Origin of the sequence: Virgibacillus indicus (assembly GCF_002266285.1) — a bacterium.
GTDB classification, from domain to species: Bacteria; Bacillota; Bacilli; order Bacillales; family Amphibacillaceae; genus Virgibacillus_K; species Virgibacillus_K indicus.
In genome coordinates this window covers 491,356-504,518 of the sequence record NZ_NPMS01000001.1, presented here as the reverse complement: position 1 = coordinate 504,518, position 13,163 = coordinate 491,356, and the positions used below count along the sequence as shown (strand labels likewise).

At 38.3% G+C, this 13,163-nt stretch carries 12 protein-coding genes; 4 read left to right on the top strand and 8 right to left on the bottom strand.

What is annotated here, in order from left to right; genetic code table 11:
- Positions 1-28 precede the first annotated feature (28 nt).
- From CIL03_RS02575 to CIL03_RS02560, 4 genes are all read right to left on the bottom strand, one after another.
- Positions 29-352: an iron-sulfur cluster biosynthesis family protein gene (locus tag CIL03_RS02575; RefSeq protein ID WP_094883640.1), complete on the bottom strand. Its 324-nt coding sequence runs from the start codon at positions 350-352 to the stop codon at positions 29-31.
- 123 nt (positions 353-475) lie between these two features.
- On the bottom strand, positions 476-1,270 hold the full coding sequence (locus CIL03_RS02570; RefSeq protein WP_094883639.1) for an SDR family NAD(P)-dependent oxidoreductase: 795 nt from the start codon (positions 1,268-1,270) through the stop codon (positions 476-478).
- A complete protein-coding gene (locus tag CIL03_RS02565) occupies positions 1,260-2,222 on the bottom strand; it encodes an MBL fold metallo-hydrolase (RefSeq protein WP_094883638.1) in 963 nt (320 codons plus the stop codon). Before CIL03_RS02565 ends, CIL03_RS02570 begins: the two co-directional genes overlap by 11 nt.
- A gap of 100 nt (positions 2,223-2,322) precedes the next feature.
- Positions 2,323-3,954, bottom strand: coding sequence for a M20/M25/M40 family metallo-hydrolase (locus CIL03_RS02560; protein WP_094883637.1), 1,632 nt, complete (start codon positions 3,952-3,954; stop codon positions 2,323-2,325).
- 84 nt (positions 3,955-4,038) lie between these two features.
- Between CIL03_RS02560 and CIL03_RS02555 the strand changes: the two genes are divergently transcribed.
- The 4 genes from CIL03_RS02555 to CIL03_RS02540 are packed head-to-tail and all read left to right on the top strand — an operon-like array spanning position 4,039 to position 8,168.
- Positions 4,039-4,776, top strand: a complete 738-nt coding sequence (locus CIL03_RS02555) for a glycerophosphodiester phosphodiesterase (protein ID WP_094883636.1) — start codon at positions 4,039-4,041, stop codon at positions 4,774-4,776.
- Between the two features lie 16 nt (positions 4,777-4,792).
- Entirely contained in the window at positions 4,793-5,809 is a 1,017-nt protein-coding gene (gene namA, locus CIL03_RS02550; protein ID WP_094883635.1) for an NADPH dehydrogenase NamA, read from the top strand.
- Between the two features lie 19 nt (positions 5,810-5,828).
- The gene (gene rnz, locus CIL03_RS02545) at positions 5,829-6,752 is read left to right on the top strand and encodes a ribonuclease Z (RefSeq protein ID WP_094883634.1); all 924 of its coding nucleotides are present in this window, start codon (positions 5,829-5,831) and stop codon (positions 6,750-6,752) included.
- 45 nt (positions 6,753-6,797) lie between these two features.
- Complete coding sequence (locus CIL03_RS02540) at positions 6,798-8,168, top strand: aldehyde dehydrogenase (protein WP_094883633.1); 1,371 nt, start codon at positions 6,798-6,800, stop codon at positions 8,166-8,168.
- A gap of 36 nt (positions 8,169-8,204) precedes the next feature.
- On the opposite strand, the gene CIL03_RS02535 is transcribed toward CIL03_RS02540, so the two are convergent.
- The 4 genes from CIL03_RS02535 to mce form a co-directional block, all read right to left on the bottom strand.
- On the bottom strand, positions 8,205-9,458 hold the full coding sequence (locus CIL03_RS02535) for a DNA polymerase IV (protein WP_420855376.1): 1,254 nt from the start codon (positions 9,456-9,458) through the stop codon (positions 8,205-8,207).
- A gap of 102 nt (positions 9,459-9,560) precedes the next feature.
- Entirely contained in the window at positions 9,561-10,685 is a 1,125-nt protein-coding gene (locus CIL03_RS02530) for a M20/M25/M40 family metallo-hydrolase (protein ID WP_094883631.1), read from the bottom strand.
- A gap of 44 nt (positions 10,686-10,729) precedes the next feature.
- Complete coding sequence (locus tag CIL03_RS02525; protein ID WP_094883630.1) at positions 10,730-12,277, bottom strand: acyl-CoA carboxylase subunit beta; 1,548 nt, start codon at positions 12,275-12,277, stop codon at positions 10,730-10,732.
- Positions 12,277-13,098, bottom strand: coding sequence for a methylmalonyl-CoA epimerase (mce, locus tag CIL03_RS02520; protein WP_094883629.1), 822 nt, complete (start codon positions 13,096-13,098; stop codon positions 12,277-12,279). The genes CIL03_RS02525 and mce overlap by 1 nt, the downstream gene beginning before the upstream one ends.
- Between the last annotated feature and the right edge of the window lie 65 nt (positions 13,099-13,163).

Here is a 13,163-nt window from a genome sequence, read left to right as displayed (position 1 = left end):
AAACAAAGGTCATATGACCTTTGTTTTTTTATACTTCACAAACACTTTGCTGGGAGATGAAAGGGTTTAAAATGCCCTCTGGACTGGAAAGGCGGAATACCCCGTTTACTAAGCTCAGACTCATATTTTCTGCAAAGAAAGTTGCCTGTTGTTTATGAATTAATACAGAATACATATCATTGTCTACCTTGATATCCGATGAAGTTTTCTCATTGGTAAAACGGATAGTTGGCATTCCGTTAACACCACACCCGCATCCGTCGGTATCATACCACAATAGCAGGTATCTGCTATTCTCTGTATTTAACTGATTTAATTGCTTCCTCGCTTCAGGTGAAATTGATAATTTCAAACTTATCCCTCCTCTTTTCGGTTAATCAACTATGTGAAATTTACTTTTAGAACAAAACCTTAATATATAATCTTGAACTGAAAGATTGAACTTCCATTATCTATCTTGTATTATCAGAATTTCCTACTTCTTATTAAATTGATTTTTCAAGATCGTTTCCATTAATTGCGGGAACAGATGATAGAGTTTGCTTCCAAACTCCATCCAGAACGGAAGATTAATTTCACGTTTTGAAGTAAACAGATACCGAACTATTTTTTCTGCAACTTTATCTGGATCAAGCATATAGCGATCAACATTCTTTTGATAATTGCCTGAGGGATCTGCAGTTTTAAAAAAGTTTGTTCGAACCGGACCTAAATTGATTGAAGTTACATTTATATTATCTGCAGCTGCCTCCAGTCTTAATGAATTTGTAAACCCCAGGACAGCATGCTTTGTTGAAGCATATACAGCTGACTTTGGAGTTGAAATCTTACCGGCCTGTGAAGCGATGTTTACGATATGCCCCTCACCATGTTCGAGAAAATGCGGCAGTATCAGTTTTGTTATACGTATTAATGCAAACACATTCAACCGAAACATCTGCTCCATTTCTTCCCAGGCCATATCCTTCACATAAGCAAACATTCCCGTTCCAGCATTATTAATCAAGCCATGCACCTGGCCATGTTCCTGTAATATTTTTTCTACCGTATAATCAAGTTCTGTGATGTTTTGTAAATTGACTTTATACGCGAAACTGTCACTATTAAATTCTGCCATTATGCTTTTTTGCTGCTCATGTAATTTATCAATTGAGCGTGCAAGCATTATTGGCATACCGCCATACGCAGCGATATGCCAAGAAATGAATTCCCCGATACCGCTTGAGGCTCCAGTAACAATTATTTTTTTATTTCTTATATTATTTGGCATAATAATTTAAAATACCATTCTCCCCCTCTTTGCCGATTAGTCCCTCATCCTCAAGGTAATCAAGCTGGCCAATAGTTTCAGACATGGTTAGTTCAATCTGGTTATCATATTGTTTAGAGAAAATCTGCTGACATATTTGAAATGGCGTTTGCGATTTTTCTTTCAGCAGTGAAAAGACTTTAGCAGCACGCTGTTCCTGTTTTGATAATCTAGTTGGTATAATTTCTTTTGGATTTGAAAAAACCTTTCCATGCCCTGGAAGTACAGTGTTAATTCCAAGGTGCATGCATTTATTTAAATTAGCCCTGTACTGCAGCATTGGCTTTGGCCTCTCATCGTCTGCTGCAATTGGCGGTTCGATTAGAGGGTTAGGTGATATATGCTGCAGCAAATGATCCCCGCCGATAAATACACCATCATGTTTGCGTAAAAATGATAAGTGGCTCTGTGCATGCCCTTTTGTTTCGATTACTTCCCAATCTTCGTGGCCTGGCAAAGGATCGCCTTCATCAATGTTCTGTGTTAACTTTCCCTCTCCTGCAAATTTGAGAGGACTGCGTAATTTATCAAGTACCTTTTGCAGATATTCAGGTACGCCACATTCTATAAAGTAATCCCTGAAAAACTTCTCATAATGGCTGAAAAAATCTTCATCCCTTGTAAGCCATAAATCCACATTTTTATGTGCTGTCAGGCTCTTTAAACGTGGGAACATTTCCACTAAACCAATATGGTCCGGATGATGATGGGTCAAAATAATTTGTTCAATATCTTTTGGAAAGTACCCTAATTCTTTTAATTGAATCTTAAATGCTTCCCAGGCTTCTTTTGTTTTCACCCCAGCATCTACTAATGACAATGTATCGCCTTTAATAAGGTACACATGTGTATCTCCTACTGCGAATGGTGTCGGTATTGTAATTTGACTGACTGTCTTGTCTAATACTTTCATTTGATCAGATCCTCCAAAAAGTGAATGGTTATTCAGTTATGCTTATTTTACACCTTTCCACCCTGAATGTCATTTTAAGTGACAAGGGATGTAAAACATTTTATGATGTATGCTGTTTAAAAAGCTGATGAATAGCTTCAGTCAATATCGAAGGCAAATAATCAAAACTATAAGTCAGCTCAAGTCTTTCCGTCCATTGATGGGGATCTTTCCCAAGCGGACCTATATTTAAAACAGGCATGGTTAGCTGATCCATTATATCTTCCGGGAAAACAAACCCATTGTTTTGCAGCGGCATATTTACGGTTAGTTGCTGTAATTTGCTGCTGGAGGATACAGGTCCAACATAGCTAAGGTCAGACAGTCCCGTAAAAAATTCAGAAACTGTTAACTTAACATGAAACTGATCTCTGGTGTACTCTTTTACACTGTCCATTACATTTTTAATGTATGGATCGGCATGCGAAGTAACTGCGGGATAAAATGGCGGACTGTAAAATAATACGATCATTGGTGTTAAATCCTTGCAGAGAGATGCCAAGTCCTGTACAAGCAGCGTAGAAAAATCACGGTCCCCTTGTTCACGCTGACTGAACAGTAAATTTTGCCTGCGTGTTATTTCCCCCTTGCCATATCGTTTAACAGCTTCAGCATACAATTCCTCATACATCAAAACATTTACATTTGATTGAGACATTGAAAAATCTGAAGCAACCTTGGAAAACTTTTCTGATTTATCTTTAATGTAGCCTTCAATATTTTCTGCGGCTTTTTTTGCACCTGCTAATAATTTTTCATTAATTTCTTTAAAAGATTGCTTTAAGAAGAGTACATTATACATCGAAATGGCTGCATGGGGCGTCTGGACGGAATATTCTTTTTTAAGATCCCGCTGCATCAAGCTGACGGGCGGTGGTGTTACCTCATCATCAATTTTTTCAATAAATGATTCATTCAATTCAAGCTGTTGTGACAAAAATGAGACCATTAAGTTAGGGTTTATCCCGGCAAAAGGCTCACCAACATGTGACTCTTTCCCATAACAGTAAAATCCGGGAAGTACTTTTCCAATGGATCCAGTATATACATAATAGGAAGGATCACCGGGATATTTGCTGAACATCGGTTCTCCATTTAAGCAGGCATTATAGGTTAAATTTTCATCTTTTTTCAGCTGGTTTAAAACAGGCAAAGCTGTGAGCATTCCCATTGAGTTTACTTCCTCATCCGGAACAGTCAGAAGAAGAATATTACCATCAAACTCCCCTTCGATTGCCTTTTCAATTATAGATAAATGGATAGATAGTCCCGCCTTCATATCCATGCTGCCGCGTCCAAATAGCCAATCACCATTATCCAAATCCTCCTGAACAGCGGGAGGAAGCTCATCTTTGATATTATTCATTTCCCTCGTAAGTTCTCTGGGATGAAATGCCAGATTTTGGATCGAACCATAGTCATCTGTCCCCACAACATCAAAATGACTCAACAGTATGACTGTTTCACTGCGGCTGCTTTTTCCTCTAACCAAAGCGGTCAATAATCTTCTTCCATCATCAAGCGGATGTAATTGTAAATGATTAGGGTTATTCTGAAAATATACTTTTTCCCCAAGCTGATGATGAAGATACTCTGCGATTGCAATCTCAGCGGTAGTACCGGTAATACTCTGGTGGTTTACAAGTGAACATAGTAAATCTGTTAATTGCTTTTTAGTCTGCCACTTTTTCATTGTAATTCTCCCCCTTGCGCTTTTGTTTTGAACAAATTGACTTTTCATGAAAAATAAAACACAATCAATAAAGAGGTGAATTTATTGAAAACAAAAATCATTGCCCACCGTGGAGCCAGTAGATATGCACCTGAAAATACGATGCCGGCATTTGAGCTTGCCTATCAGTCAAAGGCTGAAGGCATTGAGACGGATGTACAGCTTACAAAAGATAATATCCCAGTTTTAATTCACGATGAACAGGTAAAACGGACAACGAATGGTACTGGTTACATTAAGGATCTTACCTTTGAACAGCTGAGACAGTTGGATGCTGGTTCATGGTTTTCAGGTGAATTTACAGGAACGCAAATAATTTCATTGGATGAATTACTGCAATGGGTGAAGGATAAGCCTTTATGTTTAAATATTGAGTTAAAAAATAATAAGATAGATTATAAGCATCTGGAATCAATTGTTTATGAAAGGCTTAAAGACTATCAATTACTAAATCGTACCACACTATCTACATTCAATCCAAGAAGTGTCCACAGGCTAAAAGATTATAATAAAGACATTGGGATAGCATTCTTAACCTCCAAACGAAACCGAAATCTGGTTTCCCATGCACACGAGCTAGGTGCAAATGCTATTCATATAAAATACAGGTTATTAAATAAGCTGCTGGTTGATCAATGTAAACAGGCAAAAATGGCTGTTCGAGTTTATACAGTAAACCGCTCGGCACATATAATGAAATGCTTTACACATGAATGCAATGGTATATTTACAGATATTCCAGATAAAGCACTGCAATTTCGTACTAACTTTTATCACAAGTAGAGGAGTTTTTTCTAAAATGGCAAAATTATTCACACCAATAGATTTTAAAGGGGTAACCATAAAAAACCGTATCGTCATGTCACCAATGTGCATGTACTCTTCAATTGCTGAAGATGGCAAGATCACCCCATTTCATTTAACACATTATACAACGCGTGCAGTCGGGCAGGTAGGATTGGTTATGACAGAGGCCACTGCAGTTCAGAAAGAGGGGCGTATTTCTCCTCAGGATCTTGGAATCTGGAGTGATGATCATATATCCGGGCTAAGACAGTTAAATGAACAAATACATAATAACAATGCAAAATCAGGCATCCAGCTGGCACATGCTGGAAGAAAGGCCAGACTTGAATCAATGATATACGCACCATCAGCCTTTCCATTTGATGAAAATTCCAAAAAACCTCAGGAAATGTCAATTAATGATATTAATGAAACGATTGATGCTTTTAAAAATGCGGCTGTAAGATCTAAGGAGTCAGGGTTTGATATTATTGAAATTCATGCAGCACATGGTTATTTAATTAATGAATTCCTATCGCCATTATCCAATCAACGCAAGGATGAATATGGAGGCAGCGCAGAAAATCGCTACCGCTTTTTACATGATATAATTGAAGCAGTAAAAAATGTTTGGAATGGCCCATTATTTGTCCGAATTTCAACAAATGAATATCATGAGGAAGGGAATACGCTTGAAGATATTCTTTATTTTGCAGAAAAAATGAAAGAGCAGGATGTTGATTTAATAGACTGCAGTTCAGGTGGCGTTGTACCTGCATCTATCTCAGTATATCCGGGTTATCAAGTAAAGCGTTGTGAAACTATCAGACAGGAGACATCTATAGCTACTGGTGCAGTCGGATTGATAACTACCGGTATTCAGGCTGAGGAAATATTGCAAAATAATCGTGCTGATCTTGTTTTTCTTGGCAGATCTCTTTTGAAGAATCCCTACTGGACAAAAGCTGCAGCAGATGAATTAGGGTATACTATAAAAGCACCCACACAATATGAGCGTGGATGGAAATGACAATGGCAGGTGAATAAATGTGGAATTAATTTTCCTTGGAACAGGCGCAGGTGTTCCATCTAAACAACGAAACGTTTCAGCAATTGCACTTACCCTATTACAGGAGATTAACAGCATTTGGCTATTTGATTGTGGTGAATCAACACAACAGCAAATATTACGAACCTCAATTAAACCAGGAAAAATAAACAAAGTTTTTATCACACATATGCATGGAGATCATATATTTGGTTTACCGGGGCTTCTGAGCAGCCGTTCTTTTCAGGGTGGCAGTGATGAATTGACTGTATATGGGCCAAAAGGGATTAAAGAATATATAGAGACATCCCTTAAAGTGTCAGGCACACATCTTACCTACCCTTTAGCAATCATCGAAATTGAAGACGGACAAATCATTGAGGATGAAAATTTTACAATTTACATCCAAAAGCTTGATCACGGAATCGACAGTTTTGGTTATCGAATTGTTGAAAAAGATTCTCCGGGCACACTGCTTGTTGATAAATTAAAAGAAGCGGGTATTATGCCTGGGCCAATTTATCAGCAGATAAAAGAAAATCCAGTTACCACGTATCAGGATGGTCTTATTATTCATCGTGAAGATTTTATTGGTCCAGATAAAAAAGGCCGTGTCATCACTATTCTTGGGGATACACGTTCATCAATGCAATTCAGGACATTTGTAAAAAATTCAGATGTTCTGGTACATGAAGCAACCTTTAATCATGAAAGGCAAGCTCTGGCAAAACAATACTTTCATTCAACTACTGTACAGGCTGCAGAACTGGCAAAAGCTAGCAATGTCAACAGACTGATATTAACACATATTTCTTCTCGTTATCAGAAAGAAGATAATCAGGATTTACTGAGGGAGGCAAAAGAGATTTTTTCTGATACAGAACTTGCAAATGATTATGATCAGTTCACAATAAATAAAAAATGAAAGCTGCACCTGAAAGCAGGAACAATTAATTGAGGAGAGATTTCTATGAAACAACCAGAAGAAATAGTCAATGATCAGCGCGCGTTTTTTCTAAACGGAAATACGTTCGACTATTCAACACGAAAAGAACAGTTGAAAAAGCTGAAACAAATGCTGAAAAACTATGAAACAGAGATTTATCAAGCTTTAAAAATAGATTTAAATAAATCAAGCCATGAAACACTTACAACTGAATTAGGGTTTCTTTATACCGAAATAGATTTTGCAATCAGGAATCTTGCTGACTGGATGGAACCTAATAAAGCAGCTGCACCAATGACTCATAAAGGTACCAAGAACTATATTATGAAGGAGCCTTATGGTGTTACCTTAATTATCTCTCCCTGGAACTACCCCCTGCAGCTAGCATTGGCTCCAGCTATTGGTGCACTTGCTGCAGGAAATTGTGTTGTTATTAAGCCATCAGAATACGCAAAAGCTACCTCGCTGATACTGGAAGAAATGATTAGAAATACATATGATCCCTCTTTAATCACAGTAGTTACAGGAGATAAAGAAGTTGTACAGGATTTGCTGAAACAGCGTTTTGATTATATATTTTTTACCGGCAGTTCGGAAGTTGGGAAAATTATTATGAGAGAAGCAAGCAACCATCTCACCCCCGTAACCTTGGAGCTAGGCGGAAAAAGTCCGGTAATTGTTGATGAGGATGCCAACGTTGGCCTTGCTGCAAAGCGAATCATCTGGGGTAAATTTACAAATGCAGGCCAGACCTGTGTAGCTCCTGATTATTTGTATGTCCATGATAAAGTTAAATTTAAACTGCTGAAAGCTATGAAAAAACAAGTAAAATCTTTGTATGGGAAGCAGCCTTTAAAAAATGGAGATTATACGCACATCATAAATCAAAAACATTTTGACCGTTTAAAGCAATTTTTAACAAATGGAACAATATTGCATGGCGGTGAATCAGATAGTGAATTATTAAAGATTGAGCCTACCATTTTGGATAAGATTTCCTGGAAGGATCCGGTTATGCAGGAAGAAATATTCGGCCCTATCCTGCCTGTGCTGACGTTTAATCATATTGAAGATGCCGTGATTACATTGAAGAATCACGAAAAACCGCTGGCACTTTATTATTTTGGCGAAAACGAAAAAACCCAGCAGCAGGTCATGGAGTATTTATCTTTTGGCGGTGGAAGCATAAATGACACATTCTACCATCTGGCAAACCCTTATCTGCCTTTTGGCGGTGTCGGAGCAAGCGGTATGGGGACCTATCATGGAAAATATAGCTTTGATACATTCTCCCACCATAAAAGCATATTAAAACAGACAACCAAATTTGATTTGCCCTTCAGATATCCTGGAGGAAAGTTATCACAGTCTGTAGTTAAACAAATCATGAAATAATAAAGACTTACACCTGTGATCTGAAGGTGTAAGTCTTTATCGTTTAAAGTCGTCTAAAAAATCTTTCTGAAAACTGGTTGTTGGCTGAATAAGATCTTTATTGTCATTTTCGTTCAATGTCTTAAAAATATTTTTGCCGAATTTCTCTGTTAATGAATCGACTGTCTTGTATAATTTTTCTTTGCTGGCTGTTTTTTCATAAGTAAATAAATCAAGCTGCTGGCTGATGGTTTGCTTTTCAGCAACATCCTGGACAGTAATGCCAAGCAGACGAATCGGTTCTAAATTCCAATGCTTTTGCAACAGTTCATTTGCAACGTGGAGAATATCCTCTTTTGTATCAATAAAGGTTTGCAGCTTCCTGCTTCTCGTTATCGTTCTTCGGTCATGAAACCGAATCATAAGCTGGACTGTCATCCCTGCTGCATTTTTTCGTTTCATTCTTCTTTCCACATTTGCACCAAGATGCTCCATTACTTTGAGTATTTCAGTATCATCAGTGGTGTCATAGGCAAGAGTTTGTGAACTACCAATGCTTTTAAAATCATTTACAGCATCCGGATCCACTGGTCTGTCGTCAATTCCATTTGCCCTGTTATTCAGGCGTTCCCCATTTATACCCAATACTTGCTTTAGCTGATACACATCTTTTTTTGCAAGATCACCAATTGTATTTACCTCAATTGCATTTAATTTTTCTGCCGTTTTTTCTCCAACACCATACATCTCGCCAACTAGAAGGGGCCACAATATCTGATGCAGTTCCCGCTTTCTTAAAATAGTTATTCCCAATGGCTTTTTCATATCTGAAGCCATCTTTGCCAGAAATTTATTTGGTGCTATTCCAATACTGCAGGGGAGATCTAATTTCTCCAGTATTTTATTTTGTAAATTTTTTGCAATATCCAAAGTATTTCCCTGTTCATGACAGTTTGTAACATCCATATAGCCTTCGTCAATGGAGACCGGTTGCACCAGAGGAGTTACTTCTGAAAGCATTTTAAATATCTCCCTGGAAGCTGTACGATAACGCTCAAAATTTGGACGCATGACAATCAATTCCGGACACAGTTTTCTTGCCTGCCATAAATTCATCGTTGTTTTTATTCCTTTTGCTCTTGCTTCATAGCTGCTTGTAACAACAATACCTTTTCGTTCTTCAGGATTTCCGGCAATAGCAAGTGGTTTTCCCTTTAATTCCGGATTGTATGCCATTTCTACCGAGGCATAAAAACAGTTCATATCAATGTGAAATATTATTCTGCCTTTCTTTTGATTCAGCCGGGACATATCAATTCACCCCTTTTATATGTGCTTCGATACATTAATTATATCATAAGCATAAAAAACCCCTTAGGAATCCGATTTGCCTAAGGGGTTTGAAGTTTATTCTTATTTTGCTGTCTCTTCTACTATAGCTATAACTAATTCGGTGATTTTAACAAGTTCTTCAACAGGAATCCGTTCACTAGTTGTATGAATTTCTTCGTAGCCAACAGCTAAATTTACAGTTGGAATACCCAGACCGGCAATGACATTAGCGTCACTTCCGCCACCGCTTTTCAGCAGTTTGCTTTCTCGTCCGATCTTTTTAGCGGCATTTCGGGCAATCTCCACAACCTGATCGCCAGCCTGCTGTTTAAAGCCAGGATACATTACTTTAATGGTTACTTCTGCCTCACCGCCGGCTTCTTCAGCAGTCGTTTCAAAAGCTTCTTTCATTTTAGCAACCTGTGCTTCCATTTTTTCTGGAATTAAAGATCTCGCCTCTGCTAAAATTTCAACATGATCGACAACGATATTTGTCTGCTTTCCACCTTCAAACCGTCCGATGTTTGCGGTTGTCTCTTCATCGATACGCCCAAGAGGCATTTTCGCAATTGCTTTGGAAGCAAGCGTTATAGCAGAAACCCCCTTTTCAGGTGCGACCCCTGCATGTGCGGTTTTTCCTTTAATTACTGCAAAAACCTTTGCTTGTGTTGGTGCTGCAACAATAATATCTCCAACGGTGCCATTACTGTCAAGAGCATATCCATACTTGGCATTAATAAGTGAACCATCCAAAGCTTTTGCACCCACAAGTCCGGATTCCTCTCCAGCAGTAATTACAAATTGAATATCCCCGTGACTGATGTTATTTTCCTTTAATATACGGATCGATTCCAGTATCGCTGCAATGCCTGCTTTATCATCAGATCCTAATATCGTGGTACCGTCTGAGACGATGTAACCGTCCTTAATAGATGGTTTAACTCCTTTACCAGGTACAACTGTATCCATATGTGAGGTGAAATAAATTGGATCTGCTCCTTCTTTATTACCTTTTAAAGTACATATTAGATTTCCTGCACCATGTCCAGTTTTTGCAGCACTTTCATCCTCATATACTTCCAGTCCTAGTTCTGTAAATTTCTTTTTTAATACAGAAGCAATTTCAGTTTCAAATTTTGTCTCTGAATCAATTTTTACCAGTTCAAAGAATTCTTCTATTAACCGTTCCTTATTTATTGCTGTCATTTAGCCGTCCTCCTGTGTTCGATAAGTCTATGTTTTAACATCCTCTATAAAGGGATATTTCCATGTTTTTTTCGTGGGCGTTCTTCCTGTTTGTTATGCAGCATTTCCAATGCCTGGACAAGCTTGATTCGAGTCTCTCTTGGATCGATCACATCATCCACCATTCCTAACCCTGCAGCTACATATGGATTTGCAAATTTTTCACGGTATGTATTGATTTTTTCTGCCCGAGTCTGTTCCGGATTTTCACTTTCAGCAATTTCCTTTGTGAAAATAATATTTGCTGCACCTTCAGGACCCATTACTGCAATTTCAGCATTTGGCCATGCAAATACAAGATCTGCCCCGATTGACTTACTGTTTAATGCTACATAGGCTCCGCCGTATGCTTTACGTGTAATAACTGTAATCTTTGGCACAGTAGCTTCCGAATAAGCGTATAAAATTTTTGCACCATGCCGAATAATACCGCCATGCTCCTGTTTGACACCTGGAAAAAAACCGGTTACATCTTCAAAAGTGATTAACGGGATATTGAATGAATCGCAGAAACGGATGAACCTGGCAGCTTTATCACTTGAATCAATATCAAGCCCTCCAGCTAAGTATTTAGGCTGATTACAAATCAAGCCAATTGTTTCCCCATTAATTCGGGCAAAACCTACTACGATATTTTTAGCAAAGTTCTCATGAATTTCGAAAAAGCTGCCTTTATCAACAACCTCATCAATTACTTTTTTAACATCATATGGACTTTTTGCATTAAATGGGACAATATCTGTTAAGTTCGCACGCAGATTATCATTAGATTCATATGCTTGAACCTGGGCTTTTTCTTGGTTATTTGCAGGCAGATAATCAAGTAATCTCTTTACAGCATCCAGTGCTTCATGTTCTGTTTCTGCTTTAATATGTGCATTCCCGCTTTTTGTATTATGGATATGTGCCCCGCCCAAATCCTCCGATGAAATTTTCTCACCGGTCACGGTTTCAATTACTTTTGGTCCCGTAATAAACATTTGAGAGGTTTTTTCAACCATAATAACAAAATCTGTTATAGCTGGTGAATAAACGGCTCCACCGGCACTAGGTCCCAAAATAACGGAAATTTGCGGAATGACACCGGAATAAATGGAGTTTCGGTAAAAAACTTGTCCGTATCCATCCAGAGAAGAAACCCCTTCCTGAATACGAGCTCCTCCAGAATCATTTAATCCGATAAAAGGGACGCCGTTTTTGGCGGCTAAATCCATTACTGCTGCGATTTTCTTACCATGCATTTCGCCTAAAGCACCGCCATAAACAGTAAAATCCTGCGCAAATAAATAAATAGGCTTACCGGCTATTTTACCATAACCGGTAACAACCCCTTCTCCCTTTGCATTATTGCTGTTCATTCCAAAATCACTTGAACGGTGTTCAATAAAAGGATTCAACTCCACAAACGAATGATCATCCAGCAAATAATCAATTCTTTCTCTGGCCGTCATCTTGCCTTTGTCATGCTGTTTCTCAATTCGTTCATCTCCGCCGCCAAGTTCTGTTTGTCTCCGTTTATCATAGAGTTCATTGATTTTGTCGAAAATATCCACTAGTTTTCACTTCCCTCTTCATGCTGACTCAACTCAATTAACACGCCGCTTGCAGTTTTTGGATGAATAAAAGCAATTTGACTATTATTCGCACCCTGTTTTGCTTCATCATTAATCAGACGAATACCCTCGGATTTTAATTTCGTGAGACGGTCGCTGATATTATCCACCTCTAGGGCGACATGATGTATTCCCTCTCCTTTTTTATCAATAAAAGCTTTAATTGGAGAGGAATCGTCTAATGCTTCCAGTAATTCAATTCTGGACTCACCAATTTTAAGAAATGCAACTTTTACCCCTTCTGAATCAACTGCTTCAACAGCTTCCAGCTCAAGTCCTAATGAATCTGTGTAAAACGGCAGTGAATGGTCAATGCTATTTACTGCTATTCCTATATGGGCAATTTTTTTGGGAGCCGGTGTAATTTTTTCGGGATTGATTAATTCCTTTATATAGGTAGCCAGGACTTCCGTTGAGGAGCCACTAGTAAAGATTTTCTTAACTCCCTTGTCAATTAAAAAAGGAATGTCCTCACTTGGAATAACACCTCCACCAACTACAGGAATATCTTCAGCATTCCTTTTCTTTAATTCATCGATTACTTTTGGAAATAATGTCTTATGCCCACCGGAAAGTGATGACAGACCAATTACATCGACATCCTCTTGTACTGCAGCCTGTGCTATTTGAACAGGGGATTGTCTTAACCCTGTATAAATAACTTCCATTCCATGATCTCTTAATGCCTGTGATATTACAAGTGCACCTCTGTCATGCCCATCAAGTCCCGGTTTTGCTACTAAAACGCGAATTTTCCCCATCTGTCTCTCCCCTTTATCCTGTATCTGACCTGCAATGAATTTAAAAATAATTCTTCTGATGGAAT

Excerpts from the sequence above, each read along its gene's own strand:
- CIL03_RS02560 (WP_094883637.1), bottom strand. The coding sequence starts at position 3,954 with ATGAAAAAGTGGCAGACTAAAAAGCAATTAACAGATTTACTATGTTCA.
- mce (WP_094883629.1), bottom strand. The coding sequence starts at position 13,098 with ATGGGGAAAATTCGCGTTTTAGTAGCAAAACCGGGACTTGATGGGCAT.
- CIL03_RS02535 (WP_420855376.1), bottom strand. The coding sequence starts at position 9,458 with ATGTCCCGGCTGAATCAAAAGAAAGGCAGAATAATATTTCACATTGAT.
- CIL03_RS02565 (WP_094883638.1), bottom strand. The coding sequence starts at position 2,222 with ATGAAAGTATTAGACAAGACAGTCAGTCAAATTACAATACCGACACCA.
- CIL03_RS02540 (WP_094883633.1), top strand. The coding sequence starts at position 6,798 with ATGAAACAACCAGAAGAAATAGTCAATGATCAGCGCGCGTTTTTTCTA.
- CIL03_RS02570 (WP_094883639.1), bottom strand. The coding sequence starts at position 1,270 with ATGCCAAATAATATAAGAAATAAAAAAATAATTGTTACTGGAGCCTCA.
- CIL03_RS02530 (WP_094883631.1), bottom strand. The coding sequence starts at position 10,685 with ATGACAGCAATAAATAAGGAACGGTTAATAGAAGAATTCTTTGAACTG.
- namA (WP_094883635.1), top strand. The coding sequence starts at position 4,793 with ATGGCAAAATTATTCACACCAATAGATTTTAAAGGGGTAACCATAAAA.